Origin of the sequence: Arthrobacter sp. 2RAF22 (genome assembly GCF_052115325.1) — a bacterium.
GTDB lineage: Bacteria > Actinomycetota > Actinomycetes > Actinomycetales > Micrococcaceae > Arthrobacter.
The window spans coordinates 79,843-100,584 of sequence record NZ_JBFRGL010000007.1 but is presented as its reverse complement, the minus strand read 5'-3'; the positions used below and the strand labels follow the sequence as shown (position 1 = coordinate 100,584).

Here is a 20,742-nt window from a genome sequence, read left to right as displayed (position 1 = left end):
CTGAGGTTTAAGGATTCATAGGAAATTCTTGGCTAATTCGCCGCTAAGTATCGGCTTTCACCCGAACAATAGGCGGGTGATACCGCGAGCAAAAAATGGCGCCTCCGGGGCTGCGCACGTGATCGTGTGCAGCCCCGAAGGCGCCATTCCGCCCTTTAACCCGGGGGATTGGGAACCTGGGGGATTAGGCGGCAGGTGCGATGAAGGCCAGTTCGAGGTTAATGACAACCTTGTCGCTGACCAGGACGCCACCGGCCTCGAGCACTGCGTTCCAGGTCAGGCCGAAGTCCTTGCGGCTGATGGTGGTCTCACCGGAAACGCCTGCGCGGGTGTTGCCGAACGGGTCAACGGCTACGCCGTTGAACTCGGTTTCGATGGTGACCTCTTTGGAGACGCCCTTGATGGTCAGATCGCCCACGAGGTCGAAGCTGTCTCCGTTGGCCTTGACGTGGCGGGAGACGAAAGTGATTTCCGGGAACTTCTCCACATCGAAGAAGTCCTCGCCCTTGACGTGGCCGTCGCGGTTGGCGTCGCCGGAGTCGAAGCTGGCGGTCTGGATGCTTGCGGCGACCTTGGAGTCGGCCAGGCTGCCGCCGAGTTCAAGGGTGGCTTCTGCCTCGGTGAACTGGCCGCGGACCTTGCTGATGCCTGCGTGGCGGACGGTGAAGCCGATCTCGCTGTGCGAGTTGTCGAGGGTCCAGACGCCGGTGGTGACGTTTGCGGGAAGAGTCATGGGGTTCTCCTTGGGAAGGTGTGATCGTAGCTTCATCGGTCGTTCGGCCGTACTTAGTTGAAGTGTCAACCGAACCTTGTGTCAAGTATAAACATGCAAATGCATCTTTTATTCCACCTTCAGGGAACATTCTGAAGAAACTTTCAGTTCTACGAAACGTAGAAGATTTCAGATCGCCCGCCTTCTTTGAGAAACTGGTAAACATGCCCCAAGCAACTGTCCATCTGCTCCGCCATGGCGAGGTCTACAATCCCGACGGCATTCTGTACGGCAGACTGCCCGAATTTCACCTCTCCGAACGCGGCCGCGAGATGGCCAAGATGCTCGCGGACCACTTCGCTGCCCGCGTCGCGCAGGGGGCGAACATCGTCTACCTTGTCGCCTCGCCGTTGACCCGCGCGCAGGAAACCGCCCTTCCCACTTCCCAGGCGTTGGACCTCCAGATCCACACGGAACCGCGGATCATCGAGGCGGAGAACCACTTCGAAGGGCTCAAGGCCCACCTCTCCGAATTCATCAAGCCCAAGCATTGGCGTGAGTACCGCAACCCCTTGCGTCCGTCCTGGGGCGAGTCGTACCAGGACCAGGTCGCCCGGATGCGTGCCGCCGTCGAGGACGCCCGGCTGAAGGCAATCGAACTCGGCGGCGATGGCGCCGAAGCCATCCTCGTCAGCCACCAGCTTCCCATCTACGCCACGCGCCTCAGCGCGGAGGGCCGGCCCCTGTGGCACGATCCGCGCAAACGCGAGTGCACGCTGACGTCGCTGACTTCCCTGGTGTTCGACGGCGGCAAGGTTGCGCGGGTGGAGTACAGCGAACCCGCCGCCGTGCTGCTGCCCGGTGCCGCGAAGACGCCCGGAGCATGACCATGGACCGCGATACCACCAGCCGCAAGACCAGCGGCCAGAAAATCAACGCAGCCTTGACCTCACGCCGCAGCTTCCTCGCTGTCGGTGGTGTGGCACTCTCTGCATTGACCATGGGCTTGTCCGCCTGTGCCCAGGAAGACGCCCTGGCCCAGCAAGCCAAAGCCGGCGACAACAAGAACTACGTCGCCGGGGACGGCTCGGTGACGGAATTCGCCAAAGCCGACCGTAAGGCCGCCGTCGGGATCAAGGGCACGTTGTTCGACGGAACTGCCGTGACTCCGCAGGACCTGGTCGGCAAGGTGACCGTCCTCAACTTCTGGTTCGCCGCGTGCGCGCCGTGCCGGGTTGAAGCGCCGATTCTTGAGGAACTGCACCAGGAGTTCAAGAGCAAAGGTGTCCAGTTCTACGGTGTGAACCTCCGGGACGAGAAGGCTACGGCCGACGCCTTCGACCAGACGTTCAAGCTCACGTACCCCAGCTTCAATGACAAAGACGGCGCAGTGCTCCTGTCTGTCTCCGGCATTGTGCCCCCGGGTGCGGTGCCCACCACGCTCGTCCTGGACAAAGAAGGCAAGGTTGCCGCCCGCGTCCTGGGCGAGATCGAGAAGAGCACCCTCAAGGCCCTCATCACCACCGCGGTTGCCGAGTAGGTGGCCCGGACAGCGTGAACAGCCCTTTCGCCGAGACCATCCTGAGTGGTTCCTTGCTGCTGGCCATCCCCGTGGCCCTGCTGGCCGGACTCGTGTCCTTCCTGTCGCCATGCGTCCTGCCGCTGGTGCCTGGCTACCTTGGCTACGTGACCGGGCTGAGCGGCGTCGACCTCCAGAAGCAAAAGCGCGGACGCATGCTCGCGGGAATCGGCCTGTTCGTCCTCGGATTCTCCGCGATTTTCGTCCTGCTCGGTGGCGCGTTCGGCCAATTGGGGACCCTCATCACCGGCCCGCAGAACGCGTGGATCACGCAATTGCTGGGCGTGCTGGTGATCATCATGGGCGTTGTGTTCCTTGGCGGCTTCGGGTGGTTGCAGCGTGACGCCAAAATCCATGCCAAGCCGCCAGCCGGTCTGTGGGGTGCTCCTTTGTTGGGCATAACGTTCGGACTCGGCTGGGCCCCCTGTATTGGCCCTACCTATTCCGCAGTTCAGCTGCTGAGCCTTTCCGGGGGATCGTCCGCGGCGAAGGGGGCGCTCCTGGCGTTTGTCTATAGTCTTGGCCTTGGCATTCCCTTCCTTTTGATAGCCCTCGCAGTCCGCCGGGGGATGGGTGTCATGTCCTTCTTCCGCAAGCATCGCCTCGCGATCCAGCGGATGGGCGGGGGCATCCTGATCCTCTTGGGAATCCTGATGGCCACGGGAGTGTGGGGCGCCTGGGTTACCGGGCTGCAGTACTGGTTCCAAACCGATGTGAAGTTGCCGATCTGATGAGCGAGCCCGTGCAAGGTAAAACGAAGTCCAACAAGTCCGCCAGCGAATCCGCGGAAGCTGACAACGCCTCTGGCAGCGCAGCTGGCAAGGCCGCCGGCAAGGCGATCGACAAGGCCAAGGCCGAGGCGGCACTGCCGGTCCTGGGGATCGTAGGCATGCTGCGATGGGCCTGGACCCAGCTGACCAGCATGCGTACGGCGCTGTTCCTGCTGCTGCTCCTGGCAGTCGCGGCAGTTCCCGGCTCGCTGTTCCCGCAGCGCCCGGCGAACCCTTCGATCGTGACGCAGTACATCAGCGACCACCCGGACTACGGCAAGCTCCTGGACTCCGTGCAGCTCTACGATGTGTACTCCTCTGCCTGGTTCTCGGCGATCTACATCTTGCTGTTCATCTCCCTGATCGGCTGTGTCACGCCACGGGCCATCGCCCACTACAAGGCAATGCGCTCCCAGCCGCCGCGGACCCCGAAGCGTCTCTCCCGCCTCCCGGAGTACGGGACGCTTGTGCTGCCCGCCGACGCCGGGATCCCGGCGTCGAAGGCTATCTCGGACGCCGCTGCGGTCCTGAAGAAGCGCGGCTACCGCGTGGAGGTGCGCGACGTCGACGCCGCCATGCCGTCCTTGGGTGCCGAGCGCGGCTTCCTCAAGGAAGTGGGAAACCTCGTGTTCCACGCTTCGCTGATCGGAGTGCTGGTTTCGGTGGCGGTCGGCGGCCTGTTCGGCTACAGCGGCCAGCGCATCCTGGTGGAAGGCGATACGTTCGTGAACACCTTGGTGGGCTACGACCAATTCAGCCCCGGCACCAACTTCCAGAGCAGCTGGCTGCAGCCGTACTCCATCCAGCTGAACAAGTTCGACGTCAAATTCGACCGTGAATCGTCGGCACACTTCGGCCAGCCCATCGACTTCACGGCGGACGTCACCACCAGGGACACCCCGGACGCGCCCGCCAAGAAGCAGGTCCTCAAGGTCAACGATCCCGTGTCCCTTGGCGACACCAGCATTTACTTGACGGGCAACGGCTACGCTCCCGTGGTCACGGTCCGGGACGGGGCCGGCAACGTCGCGATGCAGGGGCCTGTCGTGGCCAAGCTGCAGGGTGACAACTACTACTCCTCGGTGGTCATCAAGGTTCCCGATGCCAAGCCCGATCAGCTCGGCTTCGCGGGATTCTTCCTGCCGACGGCCATGGTGACGGACAAGGGTGTCGCCTACAGCGGCGATCCCGAACTCTTCAACCCGCAGTTGAACCTCAACTCGTACTACGGCGACCTCGGCCTGAACAAGGGCGCCCCGCAGAACGTCTTCGAGCTCGATGTAGCCAAGCTGACCCCGCTCAATGGCCGCGGCATGGCGGAGAAGGCCATCGCGCTCGCCCCGGGAGGCACCTACACGCTTCCTAACGGCAAGGGCAGCATCACTTTCGACGGCGTCAAGAAGTACGTCGGCGTCGACATCCACCACAATCCGGGCCAGGCCACCGCGCTCGTGTTCGCCTTGCTTGCGGTCGCCGGACTGATTCTCTCCCTCTACCTGAACCGCCGTCGCGTCTGGGTCCGCACCGGAACCCACGACGACGGGCGCACAATGGTGGAGTACGGTCTCCTTGCCCGCGGCGAGGACCACAGGCTGGCCGGCGAAGCTGCCGCGATCCGCGAACTGCTGCAACGAGAATGGCTGCTCCACACAGATCAGTCCACCGACACCGTTTCTTCCTCAACCTCGAAGGACCAGTAATGCTCCCCATCAACGAAACCATGGGCCAGTACAGCGAGCTTTTCATGCTGCTCGCGGCCGGCACCTACACGGTGGCGTTCATCGCTTTCGCGTGGGACCTCGCCAAGAGCAGCAAGATGCTGAAGGCAGTGGACCTGAAGGCAGCCTCTTCCGTGGCAGCCGAGGTCAAGGTTCCGGTCGCCGCCGGGCGTGCCGGTGGAAACGACGTCGGCGGACCGGCCGGCCGTACCGAGCGCCCGACGTCGGCCATCACCTCCGTCAACCAGACGGCCGGCGGTGACATGAAGTACGCCGCCGAGCGCCGCATTCCCGCCCGCGTGGCGGTGGCGGTCGCGATCATCGGCGTGGCAATCCATGGTGCCGGAGTCATCACCCGCGCGATCGGCGCAGGCCGCGTGCCGTGGGGCAACATGTACGAGTTCCTGACCACCGGCGCTTTCCTGGTGGTTGCGGTCTTCCTGCTCTCGCTCATCCGCCGTGACCTGCGCTTCCTGGGCACCTTTGTGCTGGGCCTCGCCGTGATCATGATGGTGGCCGCGTCCGTGACGTACTGGACCCCGGTGGGCCACTTGGTTCCGGCACTGCAAAGCTACTGGCTGGTCATCCACGTCTCCATCGCCGTGATGTCCGCGTCCCTGTTCACTTTGACGTTCGCCATGTCAGCCCTGCAGTTGCTGCAATCGCACCGGCAGAAGACCCTGGCGGCCGGCGGCGTGGACAAACTGGGCTTCATGCGGCTCGTACCGAACGCGTTGAGCCTGGAAAACCTGTCCTACCGCATCAACACCGTGGGATTCGTGGGCTGGACCTTCACCCTCATGTTCGGCGCCATCTGGGCAGAGAAAGCCTGGGGCCGCTTCTGGGGCTGGGACACCAAGGAAGTCTGGACCTTCGTGATTTGGGTGGTCTACGCCGGCTACCTGCACGCGCGCGCCACCCGCGGCTGGACGGGAACCCGCGCTGCCTGGTTGTCGATTGCAGGCTACCTGTGCGTGATCTTCAACTTCACCGTGGTCAACGTGTTCTTCAACGGCCTGCACTCCTACTCGGGGCTGTCGCAGTAGGACTGCCCAGGACGGGTGCCTTACCGTCCTGACCCTTTTTGAATTAACGACGACGGCGACACTCCGCACTTGCGGGCGTGTCGCCGTCGTTCGTGTTTCAAAAGAGGTCAGGAAGGGAGCCCTTTCGTGCCGCAGGTTCAATGGGCGAGGTGTCAGCTGTTGACGTCGCCGCTGTCGTCGGCCTTGGATTCGCCTTTGAGCTTGCGTTCCTTGGCTTCGAGTTCGGCTTTGAGCTTTTTCAGCCGTTCGGCTTCGGCCTGGTTGCGACGGCGGACCTCCAGGTTGCGGAGAAAGTCGGGGTCGTCGTCGGGAGCGGTGGGGTGGCTCGCAGGCTGCGGGGTGGGCCGGATGTTGTAGGGGCGGCCCAAAATGAACCAAAGAGCGGCTCCGAGGATCGGCAGGAAAATCACGACAAGGAGCCAAGCGGGTTTGGAAATTCCCCGGGTGGCGCGGCGGTCGGTGCGAATGACGTCCACCAGCCCATAGACGTACACGAGCAGGACGGCGACAACTGCAACAACGCGGAGCATACCGTCAAGTCTAGTCGCCGTCGGGTCCGGTGATAGGTGCGCGATCAGGGTGCAATCAGGCTGTGACGCTAAACTTGATCCGTGGCTTTCCTCAAATACTCCCTGATCCGCCTCGCGATCTTCGTACCGCTCTTCGTCCTCTTCGCCCTCCTGCAGACAGGGTTGTTCCTGGCAGCGATTTTCGCGGGCCTCATCGCGTTCGCCATCAGCTACTTGTTTTTCCAGAAGCAGCGCGACGCCGCGACTGCCGCCATGCGCGAACGTTTCTCCGGGCGGGCCAAGCCCATCCGCTCAGCGTTGGAGATTGAGGACGCCTCGATCGAGGACCGGCTGGTCGATGAAAACCCCGCGGTAAAGGTCGAGAACGACCGCCGCCCCAAAGAAGCCTAGAAGCTCAAGGCCCATATGTGAGCGAGGGTTGGCGAAAACCGGCCTAGATGTGAGCGAGGGTTGTGGGGAAGGACGCTCGCTCACATTTGTAGGGTTTCAGGCGGACGCTCGCTCACATATGTGGGGTTTCCTGCGGACGCTCGCTCACATCATGTGAGCGAGGGTTTTCGAAAACTGGCTTATATGTGAGCGGGCATTAGAAGCCGTGGCTCAGGATGAGGCCCAGCGAGAACAGCACGCTGTAGCCAAGGTTGATCATTCCGGTCTGCTTGAGGACGGGGATGAGGCTCTTGCGCTTCCGGCCGTTGACCATGAGCCATGCCGGCATGAGGCAAGCGGGGATCAGCAGCAGCACTATCAGCATCCACGGCTTGGCGGGCGCCAGCACTACTACCAGCAGGATCGCGACGGCCAGCATCAGGACGTAGCTCTCGCGGGCGTGGCGGTCGCCCAGACGCACGGCCAGTGTCCGTTTGCCCGCGGCCATGTCCGTCGGGATGTCGCGCACATTGTTGGCCATCAGCAAGGCGCAGGCGATCAATCCCGTGCCGATGGCGCCGATGACGGCCGGAAGGCTCACTTGCCCGGCCTGGGTGTAGGTGGTGCCGAGCGTTGCCACCAGGCCGAAGAAGACAAACACGAACAGGTCGCCCAGGCCCAGGTAGCCGTACGGGTTCTTGCCGCCGGTGTATCCCCAGGCGGCAAGGACGCAGCCGATACCCACCAGGATCAGCCACCAGCTCTGCGTGATGATCACCAGGACCAGGCCGAAAATCATGGCCAGGCCGAACGCGCCGAACGCAGCCCACTTGACGTGGTCCGGTCGTGCAGCGCCGGAACCGACCAGCCTGAGCGGACCCACGCGGTCCTCATCGGTGCCACGGATGCCGTCCGAGTAGTCGTTGGCATAGTTCACGCCGATCTGCAGCAGCAGGGCCACGAGGGCGGCAAAGATGGCATTCAAGAGCCGGAAAGATTGCAGCTCGTAGGCGGCCGCTGTGCCGATCAGCACCGGCGCGATCGCGGCCGGCAGGGTGCGCAGGCGGGCGCCTTGAATCCATTGTGCAGCTGTTGCCACGTTCAGTACCTCGTGTTGTTTCGCGTTGGGGGAAGGCAAATGACGGTCAGGGAGGACGTGTCTATTCTCCCTGATGCACCTCGGCGAGAAGCTCGATCATCGCCAGCCGGTCCGGCTTTCCGTTGGGGAGCATGATGAGGCCATCCGTGGTCAGCACTGTTTTGGGCGCGAGGGTCCCCAGCGATTCCTGGCAGCGGGCCTTGTAGGCCGCGACAGCTTCCGGGGAGCTGTCCTCGACGGCGACATAGGCCGCCACCGCCTGGCCCCACTCGCGGGAAGGCACCCCGGCCACGAAAGCCGCCGTGACGCCGTCGAACTTTTCAAGCTCCGCCTGGATGAACGCCGCGGAGGCTTTCACGCCGCCGGTGATGATGACGTCGTCGGCCCTTCCCAGCACCGTGAGCGTGCCGTCGTCGCCGAGCTCGCCGAGATCGTTGGTGCGGTACCAACGTGTGCCGTCCTCCTCGAAAAACGCCTCGGCGGTCGCCTCGGGCGCCTTTAGGTAACCGGACGCCACGGTGTCGCCGCCCAGGAGGACCCGGCCGTCGTCGTCGAGCATGACCCTGACCCCGTCGATGGGGCTTCCGTCGTACACGCAGCCGCCGCACGTCTCGGCGGAGCCATAGGTGGTCACCACCTTCAGTCCAGCCTCCCTGGCGGCGTCCAGCAGCGCGGCGGAGGCAGGCGCCCCGCCCAGGAGGATGGCGTTGAAACGGCGAAGTACTGCGTGGGTCCGCGGCGAGGGCGAATCGAGGAGCCGCTGCAGCTGGGTGGGCACCAAGGACGTGAAGCGGATCGTGTCCGTCAGCTCTTCGGCGGCGGCGGTGAAGGCCTCCGGAGTGAAGCCGTTCGAGAGGTCCATGACCCACGGGCGCGTGCCGGCGAAGAGCGAGCGGACCAAAACCTGGACGCCGGCAACGTATTGCAGCGGCAGGGCCAGGAGCCACTGTCCCTCGCCGCGGAGCGCGATGGCCGTGGCCATGGAAGAAGCTGCGAGCTGGTCGACCGTGAGCACCGTGGCCTTGGGCGTGCCTGTGGAACCGGAGGTGCGGACCACTACTGCGGCATCCTCGAAACCAGGCGTTTCAACGGCGACCGCTACCGGGGTGCCGTCCTCCGGGACGACGATTTCGACGGCGGGTCCCTCATCGTGGAGGGCGGCGGCCAAGGCTTTGAGAACGGGGTCGATGTTCACGGGCGAGTCCTAGAAGTAGTACGGAAAGTTGGACCAGTCCGGATCGCGCTTCTCGAGGAAGGCTTCCTTGCCCTCCACGGCTTCGTCCGTCATGTAGGCCAGGCGCGTGGCCTCCCCGGCGAAGACCTGTTGGCCGGCCAAGCCGTCGTCGGCGAGGTTGAAGGCGAACTTGAGCATGCGGATGGCTTGCGGGGACTGGCGCGCGATGTCCGCGGCGTACTCAAGTGCAACTTCCTCGAGGCGCTCGTGGTCCACAGCCTCGTTGACGGCACCCATGCGGACCATGTCCTCCGCGGAATACTCACGGGCCAGGAAGAAGATCTCGCGGGCGGCTTTCTGCCCGATCTGCCGGGCGAGCAGCGCCGAGCCGTAACCGGCGTCGAAACTTCCCACGGTGGCGTCGGTCTGCTTGAACTTGCCGTGCTCGCGGGACGCGATGGTGAGGTCCGAGACAACGTGCAGTGAGTGCCCGCCACCGGCAGCCCAGCCGTTCACGACGGCGATGACCACCTTGGGCATGGTCCGCATGAGCCGCTGGACTTCCAGGATGTGCAGGCGGCCGGCCCGCGCGGGGTCGATGCTCTCCTGCGTCTCACCGTCGGCGTACCGATAACCGTCGCGGCCGCGGATCCGCTGGTCCCCGCCGGAACAGAAGGAGTGGCCACCGTCCTTGGGGGAGGGGCCGTTCCCGGTGAGGAGTACCGTGGCGACATCCGGAGTCATCCGGGCGTGGTCCATGGCGCGGTAGAGCTCGTCAACGGTGCCGGGGCGGAAGGCATTGCGGACCTCCGGGCGGTTGAAAGCGATCCGGACCGTCGGAAGGTCCCTCGTCACCTTTCCGTCTGCGTCCCGCTCGACCTGCCGGTGGTACGTCATGTCCTGGAAATCGTCGAAACCGGACACGGTACGCCAGCGCGACGGGTCAAAGACGTCGGATACCTTGGCGGGGAAGTCGTTGCTCACCCTCAGAGTCTAGTAATCCAGTCAGCTGATGCAGAACTCGTTGCCTTCGGGATCCGCCATGGTGTGCCATTCGTGCGGCCCTTGCTTTGCCGTCCACAGGTATTTCGCGCCCCGCGCTTCCAATGCGGCGCGGACGTCGTCCTTGTCCTGTCCGTTGAGGCGAACGTCCCAGTGGACACGGTTCTTGACGGTCTTATCCTCCGGAACGGTCTGGAACAGGAAGCGGCGGCGGGTGTCCTTGTCCTGGTCTTCTTCCGGGCCGATGGCCGCGCCGTCCTTCCACACGAGCTTGCCGTTGTGGGTGGTGGTCTCTTCCTCCGTGGCGAAGCCTTGATCCACCATGGACCGGATGAACGCCTCGTCCTGGGGCTCCACGATCCACTCGAGCGTCTCGGCCCACCAATCGGCCAGGACGTGAGGATTCTTGCAGTCGATCACTACCTGAAAGTTCAGTGCCATGGACTGAACCTACGACGACGGCGCGTGGCCGGGGAAGTGTCAAGCGGACAGTTCCGGTCCGGGTTGGTTAGCCGCCGAGGAGTTGCGGCGGGATCGCGTAGATCAGCACCACGGCCAACAGGTTCTTGGCGGCGTGAACGAAGTAGGAGAACATCACGTTCTTTCCTGTCCAGACGTACACGGCCACCAGGACGACTCCCATTCCGAGGTACGGGGCCAGGGCCGGAAGCACCAGGCCCTCACGTCCCACCACGTGGATGGCTGCGAAACACATGACGGACAGGGCGCAACATAGCCAAATATTGACGCGACGGGACAGCTTGCCGATGAGCAGGTGCCGGAACAGGTATTCCTCCACGAAGGGTCCCAACACCACCAGCAAGGGCACCACGAACCAGGCCGGCAGTTGCAGGACCAGGGACTGGAGGCCCAGCTGGTTCTGCGACTCCTTGGCCGAGCCGGTAACTGTCACCAGGATGGCGGTGATCACCAGCATCGCCACGATGGACAGCGGAATCATGGCGAGCGTGAACCACGGACGGGTGGCCAGGATCAGGAGATCCCGGGCTATGACGCGCCACGCAGCCGCAACCGCGAACAGCCCCACCGAAGCGTAGAAAGCGAGGTTGATGGCGAAGACGGCGGTGGCGGGGTCGGGGAAGACGTGCTCTACGAAAGCCGTCACCGGGGCCGTGGCGAGGCTGAGGACAGCCGCCAATGACACATAGAGTCCGAAAGCCGCAGCGTCCAAGCCCGTGAAACGGTATAGCCTGCCGGCTGGCGGAATGGTGCCCATATGTCCAGCGTAACGCCCCTGTTTGTTGTCCGCGTCACGCTCCGCCGAAATCACCGGGTAAGATGGTTTTGCCGGATTTACCTTCGACGCTTCCGTGTTTTCGCCACTGATTCGACTTGCCAACAGGCTGAAAGCTCGAATTGCTTGTGCCGATGCGCGTGAAGCCAGGGCCGGTATCTCCTCAACCCACAAGGAACAGCTGTGCCTCAAAACACCACAACCGACCTTCAGCGTGAGCCGGGAACCCTGGCTGCGCCCAGTACCGCTACAACTTCCGAAAACCTCAGCGCCGAGGGCTACCAGAAGACCCTGAGCCGCCGCCACGTCACGATGATCGCGATGGGTGGCGCGATCGGCGTAGGCCTCTTCATGGGCGCGGGCGGACGCCTCGCCTCCACCGGTCCGGCCTTGATTTTCTCGTACGCCATTGCCGGCGTCATCGCCTACCTGCTGATGCGGGCCCTCGGCGAACTGATCATGTACCGCCAGACCTCCGGCTCCTTTGTCAGCTACGCCGGTGAAATGTTCGGCAAGAAGGGCGCCTTCCTCTCCGGTTGGATGTACTTCATCAACTGGGCCATGACCGGCATCGCCGAACTCATTGCCATCGGCCTGTACTTCCAGTTTTTCTTCCCGAACGTTCCCGTTGAACTGTCCGCCATCGCCGCGCTGGTGCTGCTGGTGGCCGTGAACCTGTTCAGCGTCAAGGCCTTCGGCGAGTTCGAATTCTGGGCTTCCTGCCTCAAGGTCGCCGCGATCCTGATCTTCCTCGCCGTGGGCACCTTCATGGTGGTAACGAACGCGCAGGTCGGCACCGGCCACGCGTCCGTCGGGAACCTCTTCGCTGCCGACGGCGGCATGTTCCCCAAGGGCGGCCTGGTGATGATCCTGGTCCTCAACGCCGTGATCTTCGCCTACAACGCCATCGAACTGGTCGGCATCACCGCCGGCGAGATGCAGAACCCGGAACGCGAAGTTCCCAAGGCGATCCGCGCCGTCGTGATCCGCATTGTGGTTTTCTACGTCGGTTCCGTCACCCTGCTGGCGATGCTCCTGCCCTCGGACCAGTACCACGCGGGTACCTCCCCGTTCGTCACGGTGTTCGGCCAGATGGGCCTGCCGTGGATGGGCGACGTCATGAACATGATCGTCATCACCGCCGCGCTGTCCTCGTGCAACTCGGGCCTGTACTCGATCGGCCGCATCTTCCGCACCATGGCCAACAATGGACACGCCCCCAAGTGGCTCACCAAGATGTCCACCCGCCACGTGCCGTACGCGGCCATCCTGGCAATCGGCGCCGTGTACCTCGTGGGCATCCTGCTCAACATCTGGTTGGGTGGTTCGCACGCCTTCGACCTCGCGCTGAACACCGCTTCGATCGGGGTCATCTTCACATGGGGCTCGATCTTCGCCAGCCAGATCGCGCTGCGCAAGAAGAAGGGCAACGTCTCCAGCCTCCCCATGCCGGGTTCGCCGTGGACCAGTTGGGTTGGCCTGATCGCACTCTTGGCCATCACCGTGCTGATCGGCATGGACACCATGACGGACAAGGCAACGGGCGAGGTGTTCCTCCTGGGCCTCTGGACCCTGGCCACCATCCCGTTCTTCGCCCTGGTGCTGTGGCTCGGCTGGCAGAAGGTCAAGAACAACGAACCGAAGAGCGAGCTTTTTAGCTAGCGCGTACTAGCCGACGACGGCGGGCGCCTCCTCTCAAGGGGGTGCCCGCCGTCGTTGTTGGTTCAGCCCTTCAGGTACTTCGCGAAGTGGTCCTCGATCCGCTGCCAGGCTTCCGGAGCGGCGGCCGGATCGGGTTTGATGCCCATCACCCGCATCAAGGGCCGCAGTGGCCGCGGCCCTACCGGGACGTCGTTCATGAAGGCGTGGCCCGCCGTCGGGAATTCCTTGACGTCGTGTTCGATCCCGAGGCTCGTCAGCGCGGCCTCCAACTTCGCGGCCGCTCCCGGCAACGTCCGGTCCTTGCCTCCGTAGTTGCCCACCACCGGGCATGCGCCTTCCAAAGCCTGCTCAAGGTTCCGTGGCAATTGGCCGTAGTTCACGGAGGCGGCTTCGAAGTCGTCATGGGCTGCGAGCAGGGCGAAGGCGCCTCCCATGCAGAAGCCGATGACTCCCACTTTCCCGGTGCAGCGGGCATCGTTGCGGAGCCAGGACCGTGCCGTGGACACGTCCGTGAAGGCTCGGCCCGTGCCCGACCCCAGGGAGCGCATGGTCGCCACGAGGCAGCGCCTCGCGCCGCCGTCGCTGTAGAGGTCGACGGCGAGGGTCAAGTAACCGGCCGCGGCGAGCCGGTCCGCGTGCCGCTTCATCACGTCGTCGAGCCCGAAGGCTTCATGGATAAGGACGACGCCGGGAAACGGCCCCTCGCCGTCGGGCTCGGCAAGGTACCCCCGCAGGGTCCGGGAGCCTCCTGCCGCCGCACTGTCCGCGCTCAAGTCGATGTGCACCATGGTGCAATCCTGCCAGACGGCGCAAGCGTCTTTGTCGGCTGTTTTTGTCAGCAGTCGCCGTTAGGCTCGATGCATGGACCACAGCACCACTCTCAGCCAGCACGTCAATGCCACCCGCGAGAAAGTCTGGGCTGTCATCACGGATATTCCCGGCTCGGCCAAGACCCTGTCCGGTGTCAAAGCCATTCAAATGCTTAGTGAGGGCCCCTACGGCGAGGGCACTCGGTGGAAGGAAACCCGCGCCATGATGGGCCGGGAGGAGACCGTGGAAATGCACGTTGCCCAGATCGATCCGCCGCGTGGCACCACGGTCAAAGCCCAGCAGGGCGGTGCGGACTACACCACCCGATTCACCCTGGAAGAGCGCGACGGCGGGACCGAACTGGTGTTGTTCTTCGGCGCCGAGGTCCTCCAGCCGACGTTCTTCAGCAAGGTCATGATGGCCGCGTTCGGAAAGCTCGGGATGAGCATTACGCGCAAGGCGCTCGCGAAGGATCTCGCGGAGATCGCGGCGAAAGCGGAGGCGCTCTGATGGCGGCGGCTGCCAAAGTGACGGCGCCCCGCATCTCCCCGATCAGGCTTGACGAGCTCCGCGACGATCCCGCGCCGGATTTCCAGCGCGGGGAACGGTACGACGGCGTCCGCCTCACCCGCGCGGTGGCCGACGGCGCGGAGCTGAGCGGGGCGGACTTCATCGAGTGCGAATTCAACGGAGTCTCCTTCAACGAGGCACAACTGCGCGGCGCGACGTTCCGGGACTGCATCCTGAATGAGCCCTACGCGCCGGTATTCACGGCCGCACGCACCTCGTGGCGCGAAGTGGAGATCAGCAACCCGCGGTGGGGTTCAGCGGAGATGTACGAGGGTGCCTGGCATTCGGTAAAGATCGACGGCGGCAAGCTGGACTTCCTGAACTTGCGTGGATCCAAACTCACGGACGTGGTGATCACGGGCTGCATCATCAACGAGCTCGACCTCGGGTCTTGCACTGCGACGCGCATGGTGCTGAAGGATTGCACCATCGGGACGCTGGATGTCTCAGGGGCCAAGCTCAAGGACGTAGACCTGCGGGGCTCGGACTTCCGGATGATCAATGGACTCGGCGGCCTGTCCGGGGTGGTCATTGACGATTACCAGCTCAGCCTGCTGGCACCCTTGTTGGCCGGACACCTGGGTATCCGGGTGGTCTGAGTGACAGTTGACTGCTAGGTGATGGTATGCCGGGCGACGGTTGACCGGCGCCCGGCGCCGTGTAATCTTTATAGAACGAACGGTCGGTAAATTATTCTCCGGCCCCGCTCCCTTCGCGAAGGATGTTCTCATGGTCGAGGCTTTTCTTGTTGGCGGTGCCCGCACCCCTGTAGGCCGTTACGGCGGCGCGCTTTCCGCGGTCCGGCCTGATGACCTGGCAGCCCTCGTGGTCCGCGAAGCCGTGGCCCGTGCCGGCGTCGACCCCGACGCCATCGATGAAGTCATCCTAGGCAACGCCAACGGCGCCGGCGAGGAAAACCGCAACGTCGCCCGCATGGCCACCCTTCTGGCGGGACTGCCCCTCCACATCCCCGGCATCACGGTCAACCGCCTGTGCGCCTCCGGAATGAGCGCCATCATCATGGCCAGCCACATGATTAAGGCCGGTGCTGCGGACATCGTGGTGGCGGGCGGCGTCGAATCGATGAGCCGGGCCCCATGGGTACAGGAGAAGCCCACCACAGCCTTCGCCAAACCGGGCCAGATCTTCGACACGTCCATCGGCTGGCGCTTTGCCAATCCCCTCTTCACCAAGGGAGAGCTGTCCCGCGGCGGCAAGATGACGTATTCCATGCCGGAAACTGCCGAGGAAGTCGCCCGCGTGGACGGCATCTCCCGGGAAGACGCCGATGCCTTCGCCGTCCGCTCCCACGAACGCGCGCTTGCTGCCATCGCCGGCGGCCGCTTCAAGGAAGAGATCGTTCCGGTTGCCGTGAAGACCCGCAAGGGCGAAACCGTGGTGGACACCGACGAAGGCCCACGCGAGGGAACCACCATGGAGGTCCTCGCCGGGCTCCGTCCAGTGGTTGCCGGCGGATCCGTTGTCACGGCGGGCAACTCCTCCTCGCTCAACGACGGCGCCTCCGCCATCATCGTTGCGTCCGAGGCCGCCATCGAAAAGTTCGGCCTCACCCCGCGGGCCCGCATCATCGACGGCGGCTCGGCCGGCTGCGAACCGGAAATCATGGGCATCGGCCCGGTTCCGGCTTCCCAGAAAATCCTGGCCCGTTCGGGACTCACGGTCGGCGACCTTGGCGCCGTCGAACTCAATGAAGCCTTCGCGACGCAATCGCTCGCGAGCATGCGGCGCTTGGGCCTGGATCCGGACATCGTGAACCTCGACGGCGGTGCGATCTCGTTGGGGCACCCGCTCGGTTCCAGCGGCTCGCGCATCGCGATCACCTTGCTGGGCCGCATGGAACGCGAGCTGGGCACCGCGGACCGTAAGATCGGCCTCGCGACGATGTGCATCGGCGTCGGGCAGGGCGCCGCCATTCTCCTGGAAGGCATGTAATGGCGTTGAACCCCGAGGAATTCGGAACGCTGCTCATCGAGGAACGCGAGGACCGCGTAACCGTGCTGCTGAACCGGCCCGAGGTCCGGAACGCGATCGACCAGCAGATGGTGGACGAACTCCATCAGGTGTGCGAGTACCTTGAGCGAGAGCCCAAAATCCTGATCATTGCCGGCGTCGAAGGCGTCTTTGCGTCGGGTGCTGATATCGGCCAGTTGAGGGAACGTCGCCGTGACGACGCCCTGCGCGGCATCAATTCCACCATTTTCGTGCGGATCGCGAAGCTGCCCATGCCCGTCATCGCGGCCCTGGACGGCTATTGTCTGGGTGGCGGAGCCGAACTCGCCTACGCCGCGGACTTCCGCATCGGCACGCCCAGCCTGCGCATCGGCAACCCGGAAACCGGACTGGGCATCATGGCGGCGGCCGGTGCAACCTGGCGCCTGAAGGAACTCGTGGGGGAGCCGATCGCCAAGGAAATCCTCTTGGCCGGGGCGGTCCTCCGTGCCGAGGAAGCCCTTCGCATCAATCTGATCACCCAGATCCATGAAGCTCCCGTGCTGATGGAAGCGGCCCACAACCTTGCCGACCGGATCGGCCGGCAGGACCCCCTGGCCGTGCGGATCACCAAGTCCGTGTTCCACGCTCCGGCCGAGGCACACCCCGTGATCGACACGTTGGCCCAAGGCATGCTTTTCGAATCGCAAGCCAAGTTCGACCGCATGCAGGCGTTCCTGGACAAGAAGAGCGCCAAGCAATCCAGCGACAACCCGTCCAGCGACAACCCAGACAGGACCTGAAAATGACAGCAACGCCCGCTATCCCGCATGTTGTCGGTGTCCTCGGCGGTGGCCGCATGGGCGCCGGCATCGCCCACGCCTTCCTGATCAAGGGCGCCACCGTGATCGTCGTCGAGCGGGACCACGAATCCGCCGCCGGTGCGCAAGCTCGCGTTGCCGAGGCCGTGGCCAAGTCCGCCGCCCGAGGCACCTTGACGGAATCAGCCGAAGAAGCCCTGTCCCGCTTCAGCACCTCAACCGACTACGACTCCTTCGTGCACTGCGGGCTCGTGGTCGAAGCCGTGCCCGAGGATTACGAACTCAAGGTTGCGGCCCTCAATGCTGTGGAGGAGCACCTCTCCGCTGACGCCTTCCTGGCCTCCAACACCTCGTCCCTTTCCGTGACCGGCCTCGCTTCGCAACTTCGGAGGCCTGGCAATTTCGTGGGCCTGCACTTCTTCAACCCGGTCCCGGCTTCCACGCTCATCGAAGTGGTCCTGGCCAAGGAGACCTCACCGGAGCTCGCCGCCACGGCGAAAAGCTGGACCGAGGCACTCGGCAAGACCGCCGTCGTCGTCAATGACGCGCCAGGCTTTGCCTCCTCGCGGCTGGGCGTGGCGATCGCACTCGAGGCGATGCGCATGGTGGAGGAAGGCGTGGCCTCCGCGGAGGACATCGATGCGGCCATGGTGCTCGGCTACAAGCACCCCACGGGACCGCTCAAGACCACGGACATCGTGGGCCTGGACGTGCGCCTGGGCATCGCCGAGTACCTGCATTCGACCCTGGGGGAGCGCTTCGCCCCTCCGCAGATCCTGCGCGACAAGGTTGCCCGCGGCGAGCTGGGCCGCAAGACCGGCAAGGGTTTCTTCGACTGGACTGACTAGCGCTTCCGGGCCACCCAACTGACTCGCATTTGATGTCGTTTTGACGCCCCATAACGGCAACAACTGCGAGCTACTTGGGGGGCGAACCGTCACTTGGGTGTCCAGCCTCGGTCCAGGAGCACGGCACGGACTTTCGCGACGGCGGACCGTGCGTCGTTCTCCATGTGCCGTTTGGAGATCCTCACCAAGTGCCAGCCGGCACGGGCGAAATCCTCTTCGCGGGCGATGTCCCGGACTATCTGGGCCGGCTCGGAATGCGGCTCGCCGTCGTATTCGACCGCCACCCGGTGTTCCGGATAGGCCAGGTCCGGTTGACGTACGACGCCGGCGCCTAGCTCGGCGGCCACGTTCAGTTGCGGTTCGGGCAGTCCGGCGTTTTCGAGGGCCAGCCGGAGCCGGGTTTCGGGTGCCGAGTCCGAGCCGATCCGTGCCTGTTCGAGTGCCAAACGGGCCTTGCGGATTCCAGGCGTGCCTTTGTGCCGGTCCAGCATGTCCGCCAATTGTTCCAATGTTGCGTACGGCTTTGCCCTGCCCTCAAACTCGGGCCGAGGGATCCGGACCAGATGGTCGGCAACGACCGTCAGTTCATCCACACTCATCTTCCGGGACACATCAAGCCAGGTCCGGGTGCGCGTGGTGATCAACAGACCGTCAAGACTGGTGATTTCGTCGTCGAAGAACTGCCCCACATGCCCAACCACCCCGGTTCGTCGAGGAATGGCCATGGTGTCCGGACGCGAAATATGGATGCGCGGATCATCGCTGCCTGGCAGGAACCCCGGGAACGACCACAAACCGAAGGCTGTGGCGTGAGACGCGGCCGAGAACTCGGTCACCGCGGTGAAAGGCCGGATGAAACCGACGTCCGTCGCCTGCCCGGGAACCAATGCGTGGTCCGGAATCCTGATGCCCCGGCTTGGCGAGGGGAGCGATCGGTGCCGCAACCGCCGCCGGCTCACACCGGCGTCGAGCGCTTCTTGAAAGGTGAACGGGGCGCCGGCCAGCAGCGCCGGCAAGGGTTGCGGGGTCCTCATCGCCTTATCGTTGCAAATCCTGGAACGCCATATTTAGTTATCCACAGGCAATTGCCCCGGCAGCCCAACTGACTCGCAGTTGTTGTCGTTTACAGCCGCCAAAACGACAACAAATGCGAGCCAGTTGGGTCGGTTAGGCTGGCTGGGTGACTCACATTGCACCCGTGACCCTGGACGGTCGCTTCGTAACCCTGGAGCCCCTTGGCCCCGAGCACCACGACGGTCTTGTGGATGCCGCGAAAGACGGCGAGCTGTGGAAGCTCTGGTATACCTCGGTCCCGACGCCGGAGGGCATGGCCGCGGAGATCGACCGCCGGCTCGGGCTGCAGGAGCAAGGATCCATGCTTCCGTTCGCGACCCGGTTGAAGGCGACCGGCAAGCTCATCGGCATGACCACCTACATGAACATCGACGGTGCCACTCCGCGTGTCGAGATCGGTTCCACGTGGAACGCAGCCTCGGCACAGGGCAGCGGGAGCAACCCGGATTCCAAACTGTTGCTCTTGCGTCACGCTTTCGAAACCATTGGCTGCCCAGCCGTCGAATTCCGCACGCACTGGCTCAACCACCAGTCCCGCGAGGCCATCGCACGGTTGGGCGCGAAGCAGGACGGCGTCCTCCGGAACCATTCGCGGACTTTGGACGGAGTGCTCCGAGACACGGTGGTGTTCTCCATCCTCGAACACGAGTGGCCCGCGGTGCGCACCGGGCTCGAGTTCAGGCTCGCGAAGCGGTCCTGAGCGCGTGCACCGAACGACCGCGCTCCGGCGCGTTCGCGGCTGACGCCAGCTATTTCTTGAGCGCGCTGTTCACGGCCGTACGGTAGCCCTGGGAGTAGCCGGCGTCGGTGGGATGGAAGTTCTCCAACGCGAGCTCGGGCGGATCCAAAGGCGATGGCTGGGTGTAGTGGATCCACGGATTGTTGGAACCGATGCCGTGCCCGGTGAACCGTTCCGTCACGCTCACATAGCCCACCCCTGCGGCGGAGGCGGCGCCGGCGATGGTCGCATTCAATTGGTCAGCCAATCCGTTCAGGGTGGTGGCCAACTGTTTCTCGGCGGTAGGCATCGTGGGGCCGACGGTGAACAAGCGCGGGTAGCCGGTCAGCACAATGTCGGCGTGGGGTGCCTTTTGCCGGATGGACTGGACCATAGCCACGATGTTGCCGGGTAGCGCGGGCAGGGCGTTCGCCACGCCCTGCACGGCCGAAGCGCAGGCCAGGGCATCGGCACTGGTGCATGCCACCGCCACAACTCCCGTGCCGACGTCGTTGCCGCCCACAGTGACGGAGACTTCGGTAGTGGACCCCAAGGCGATCGCAGCGGGGTCGGAGGTGGACAGGTTGTCCAGGCCCGCCTTGACGGCTAGCGACGTTGCGCCGAAGCAGCCCAGGTTCAGCCCGCCCAAAAGGGCGGCGTAACTGTCCAGGCTCTGATGGCAACCCGGAAATGAGCCCGGAGCGGGACTGCTGCCGCCCGTGCCGGCGGCATAGGAATCGCCGAGTGCCACATAGACATCGGCCGGTTTCGCTGTAGTCGCCTGTGCGGGTCCCGCGCCGAATCCTGCCAGGAGTACGACGACGGCGACGGCGCCCGCCAGGCGGCCATACCGGCGTCGCGAATTAGCTGCTTGCATGATTGATATCCCCCTCGTGTCGATCTGCAGTGCCGCTTGGCGGCGCGGGCTACCCCAGCCCGGCAGTCTTGCGGCCAGACTACGCGAGCTGCGGGCCCACGACTACGGAAACCCAACTGGCTGACAGTTGTTGTCGTTATGAGGGCTCATAACGACAA

At 64.2% G+C, this 20,742-nt stretch carries 23 protein-coding genes; 13 read left to right on the top strand and 10 right to left on the bottom strand.

Annotated elements, in window-relative coordinates:
- Nucleotides 1–184: 184 nt before the first annotated feature.
- Nucleotides 185–733: a YceI family protein gene (locus AB4068_RS08060; RefSeq protein WP_284990081.1), complete on the bottom strand. Its 549-nt coding sequence runs from the start codon at nucleotides 731–733 to the stop codon at nucleotides 185–187.
- Between the two features lie 203 nt (nucleotides 734–936).
- Here AB4068_RS08060 and AB4068_RS08055 point away from each other — a divergent pair, with 203 nt between their 5' ends.
- The 5 genes from AB4068_RS08055 to ccsB are packed head-to-tail and all read left to right on the top strand — an operon-like array spanning nucleotide 937 to nucleotide 5,825.
- Nucleotides 937–1,599, top strand: a complete 663-nt coding sequence (locus AB4068_RS08055) for a histidine phosphatase family protein (RefSeq protein WP_332602657.1) — start codon at nucleotides 937–939, stop codon at nucleotides 1,597–1,599.
- 2 nt (nucleotides 1,600–1,601) lie between these two features.
- Complete coding sequence (locus tag AB4068_RS08050) at nucleotides 1,602–2,252, top strand: TlpA family protein disulfide reductase (protein ID WP_113990710.1); 651 nt, start codon at nucleotides 1,602–1,604, stop codon at nucleotides 2,250–2,252.
- Between the two features lie 14 nt (nucleotides 2,253–2,266).
- Nucleotides 2,267–3,022 (top strand): cytochrome c biogenesis CcdA family protein, encoded by a 756-nt coding sequence (locus tag AB4068_RS08045; protein ID WP_059389523.1) that lies wholly within the window; start codon nucleotides 2,267–2,269, stop codon nucleotides 3,020–3,022.
- A complete protein-coding gene (gene resB / locus AB4068_RS08040) occupies nucleotides 3,022–4,761 on the top strand; it encodes a cytochrome c biogenesis protein ResB (RefSeq protein ID WP_441433111.1) in 1,740 nt (579 codons plus the stop codon). Before AB4068_RS08045 ends, resB begins: the two co-directional genes overlap by 1 nt.
- Nucleotides 4,761–5,825 carry a c-type cytochrome biogenesis protein CcsB gene (gene ccsB, locus AB4068_RS08035; protein WP_332602659.1) on the top strand — a complete coding sequence of 355 codons (1,065 nt, stop codon included), beginning with the start codon at nucleotides 4,761–4,763 and terminating at the stop codon, nucleotides 5,823–5,825. Before resB ends, ccsB begins: the two co-directional genes overlap by 1 nt.
- Nucleotides 5,826–5,977: 152 nt before the next feature.
- On the opposite strand, the gene AB4068_RS08030 is transcribed toward ccsB, so the two are convergent.
- A complete protein-coding gene (locus tag AB4068_RS08030) occupies nucleotides 5,978–6,355 on the bottom strand; it encodes a PLD nuclease N-terminal domain-containing protein (protein ID WP_059389527.1) in 378 nt (125 codons plus the stop codon).
- 81 nt (nucleotides 6,356–6,436) lie between these two features.
- On the opposite strand from AB4068_RS08030, the gene AB4068_RS08025 reads away from it, so the two are divergent.
- Nucleotides 6,437–6,745, top strand: a complete 309-nt coding sequence (locus AB4068_RS08025) for a DUF4229 domain-containing protein (RefSeq protein WP_059389528.1) — start codon at nucleotides 6,437–6,439, stop codon at nucleotides 6,743–6,745.
- A 196-nt stretch (nucleotides 6,746–6,941) separates the two neighbouring features.
- Here the strand turns inward: AB4068_RS08025 and AB4068_RS08020 are convergent, their stop codons facing one another.
- From AB4068_RS08020 to AB4068_RS08000, 5 genes are all read right to left on the bottom strand, one after another.
- Nucleotides 6,942–7,823 (bottom strand): 1,4-dihydroxy-2-naphthoate polyprenyltransferase, encoded by an 882-nt coding sequence (locus AB4068_RS08020; protein WP_441433110.1) that lies wholly within the window; start codon nucleotides 7,821–7,823, stop codon nucleotides 6,942–6,944.
- Between the two features lie 61 nt (nucleotides 7,824–7,884).
- Nucleotides 7,885–9,018 carry an AMP-binding protein gene (locus AB4068_RS08015; RefSeq protein WP_441433109.1) on the bottom strand — a complete coding sequence of 378 codons (1,134 nt, stop codon included), beginning with the start codon at nucleotides 9,016–9,018 and terminating at the stop codon, nucleotides 7,885–7,887.
- Between the two features lie 9 nt (nucleotides 9,019–9,027).
- Nucleotides 9,028–9,981 (bottom strand): 1,4-dihydroxy-2-naphthoyl-CoA synthase, encoded by a 954-nt coding sequence (locus AB4068_RS08010; RefSeq protein WP_059389529.1) that lies wholly within the window; start codon nucleotides 9,979–9,981, stop codon nucleotides 9,028–9,030.
- A 21-nt stretch (nucleotides 9,982–10,002) separates the two neighbouring features.
- Nucleotides 10,003–10,440: a VOC family protein gene (locus AB4068_RS08005; protein WP_059389530.1), complete on the bottom strand. Its 438-nt coding sequence runs from the start codon at nucleotides 10,438–10,440 to the stop codon at nucleotides 10,003–10,005.
- Nucleotides 10,441–10,507: 67 nt separating this feature from the next.
- A complete protein-coding gene (locus tag AB4068_RS08000; protein WP_441433108.1) occupies nucleotides 10,508–11,236 on the bottom strand; it encodes a CPBP family intramembrane glutamic endopeptidase in 729 nt (242 codons plus the stop codon).
- Between the two features lie 201 nt (nucleotides 11,237–11,437).
- Here AB4068_RS08000 and AB4068_RS07995 point away from each other — a divergent pair, with 201 nt between their 5' ends.
- On the top strand, nucleotides 11,438–12,916 hold the full coding sequence (locus AB4068_RS07995; protein ID WP_284990072.1) for an amino acid permease: 1,479 nt from the start codon (nucleotides 11,438–11,440) through the stop codon (nucleotides 12,914–12,916).
- A gap of 62 nt (nucleotides 12,917–12,978) precedes the next feature.
- Here AB4068_RS07995 and AB4068_RS07990 read toward each other — a convergent pair whose 3' ends face one another.
- The gene (locus tag AB4068_RS07990; RefSeq protein ID WP_441433107.1) at nucleotides 12,979–13,704 is read right to left on the bottom strand and encodes a dienelactone hydrolase family protein; all 726 of its coding nucleotides are present in this window, start codon (nucleotides 13,702–13,704) and stop codon (nucleotides 12,979–12,981) included.
- 73 nt (nucleotides 13,705–13,777) lie between these two features.
- On the opposite strand from AB4068_RS07990, the gene AB4068_RS07985 reads away from it, so the two are divergent.
- From AB4068_RS07985 to AB4068_RS07965, 5 genes are all read left to right on the top strand, one after another.
- Nucleotides 13,778–14,236: an SRPBCC family protein gene (locus tag AB4068_RS07985; protein ID WP_059389532.1), complete on the top strand. Its 459-nt coding sequence runs from the start codon at nucleotides 13,778–13,780 to the stop codon at nucleotides 14,234–14,236.
- Nucleotides 14,236–14,895 (top strand): pentapeptide repeat-containing protein, encoded by a 660-nt coding sequence (locus tag AB4068_RS07980; protein WP_284990070.1) that lies wholly within the window; start codon nucleotides 14,236–14,238, stop codon nucleotides 14,893–14,895. The genes AB4068_RS07985 and AB4068_RS07980 overlap by 1 nt, the downstream gene beginning before the upstream one ends.
- A 130-nt stretch (nucleotides 14,896–15,025) precedes the next feature.
- Nucleotides 15,026–16,249: a thiolase family protein gene (locus AB4068_RS07975; RefSeq protein WP_059389534.1), complete on the top strand. Its 1,224-nt coding sequence runs from the start codon at nucleotides 15,026–15,028 to the stop codon at nucleotides 16,247–16,249.
- Entirely contained in the window at nucleotides 16,249–17,049 is an 801-nt protein-coding gene (locus tag AB4068_RS07970; RefSeq protein WP_306959175.1) for an enoyl-CoA hydratase/isomerase family protein, read from the top strand. The genes AB4068_RS07975 and AB4068_RS07970 overlap by 1 nt, the downstream gene beginning before the upstream one ends.
- Nucleotides 17,050–17,051: 2 nt before the next feature.
- The gene (locus tag AB4068_RS07965; RefSeq protein WP_441433106.1) at nucleotides 17,052–17,915 is read left to right on the top strand and encodes a 3-hydroxyacyl-CoA dehydrogenase family protein; all 864 of its coding nucleotides are present in this window, start codon (nucleotides 17,052–17,054) and stop codon (nucleotides 17,913–17,915) included.
- Nucleotides 17,916–18,004: 89 nt separating this feature from the next.
- Here AB4068_RS07965 and AB4068_RS07960 read toward each other — a convergent pair whose 3' ends face one another.
- The gene (locus AB4068_RS07960; protein WP_441433105.1) at nucleotides 18,005–18,949 is read right to left on the bottom strand and encodes an endonuclease domain-containing protein; all 945 of its coding nucleotides are present in this window, start codon (nucleotides 18,947–18,949) and stop codon (nucleotides 18,005–18,007) included.
- Between the two features lie 146 nt (nucleotides 18,950–19,095).
- On the opposite strand from AB4068_RS07960, the gene AB4068_RS07955 reads away from it, so the two are divergent.
- Nucleotides 19,096–19,689, top strand: coding sequence for a GNAT family N-acetyltransferase (locus AB4068_RS07955; RefSeq protein ID WP_441433104.1), 594 nt, complete (start codon nucleotides 19,096–19,098; stop codon nucleotides 19,687–19,689).
- 49 nt (nucleotides 19,690–19,738) lie between these two features.
- On the opposite strand, the gene AB4068_RS07950 is transcribed toward AB4068_RS07955, so the two are convergent.
- Nucleotides 19,739–20,584, bottom strand: a complete 846-nt coding sequence (locus AB4068_RS07950) for an SGNH/GDSL hydrolase family protein (protein ID WP_441433103.1) — start codon at nucleotides 20,582–20,584, stop codon at nucleotides 19,739–19,741.
- Nucleotides 20,585–20,742 lie beyond the last annotated feature (158 nt).

Coding starts and splice junctions, on each gene's coding strand:
- AB4068_RS08060 (WP_284990081.1), bottom strand. CDS start 733: ATGACTCTTCCCGCAAACGTCACCACCGGCGTCTGGACCCTCGACAAC.
- AB4068_RS08055 (WP_332602657.1), top strand. CDS start 937: ATGCCCCAAGCAACTGTCCATCTGCTCCGCCATGGCGAGGTCTACAAT.
- AB4068_RS08050 (WP_113990710.1), top strand. CDS start 1,602: ATGGACCGCGATACCACCAGCCGCAAGACCAGCGGCCAGAAAATCAAC.
- resB (WP_441433111.1), top strand. CDS start 3,022: ATGAGCGAGCCCGTGCAAGGTAAAACGAAGTCCAACAAGTCCGCCAGC.
- ccsB (WP_332602659.1), top strand. CDS start 4,761: ATGCTCCCCATCAACGAAACCATGGGCCAGTACAGCGAGCTTTTCATG.
- AB4068_RS08030 (WP_059389527.1), bottom strand. CDS start 6,355: ATGCTCCGCGTTGTTGCAGTTGTCGCCGTCCTGCTCGTGTACGTCTAT.
- AB4068_RS08005 (WP_059389530.1), bottom strand. CDS start 10,440: ATGGCACTGAACTTTCAGGTAGTGATCGACTGCAAGAATCCTCACGTC.
- AB4068_RS08000 (WP_441433108.1), bottom strand. CDS start 11,236: ATGGGCACCATTCCGCCAGCCGGCAGGCTATACCGTTTCACGGGCTTG.
- AB4068_RS07990 (WP_441433107.1), bottom strand. CDS start 13,704: ATGGTGCACATCGACTTGAGCGCGGACAGTGCGGCGGCAGGAGGCTCC.
- AB4068_RS07985 (WP_059389532.1), top strand. CDS start 13,778: ATGGACCACAGCACCACTCTCAGCCAGCACGTCAATGCCACCCGCGAG.
- AB4068_RS07980 (WP_284990070.1), top strand. CDS start 14,236: ATGGCGGCGGCTGCCAAAGTGACGGCGCCCCGCATCTCCCCGATCAGG.
- AB4068_RS07975 (WP_059389534.1), top strand. CDS start 15,026: ATGGTCGAGGCTTTTCTTGTTGGCGGTGCCCGCACCCCTGTAGGCCGT.
- AB4068_RS07970 (WP_306959175.1), top strand. CDS start 16,249: ATGGCGTTGAACCCCGAGGAATTCGGAACGCTGCTCATCGAGGAACGC.
- AB4068_RS07965 (WP_441433106.1), top strand. CDS start 17,052: ATGACAGCAACGCCCGCTATCCCGCATGTTGTCGGTGTCCTCGGCGGT.
- AB4068_RS07960 (WP_441433105.1), bottom strand. CDS start 18,949: ATGAGGACCCCGCAACCCTTGCCGGCGCTGCTGGCCGGCGCCCCGTTC.
- AB4068_RS07950 (WP_441433103.1), bottom strand. CDS start 20,584: ATGCAAGCAGCTAATTCGCGACGCCGGTATGGCCGCCTGGCGGGCGCC.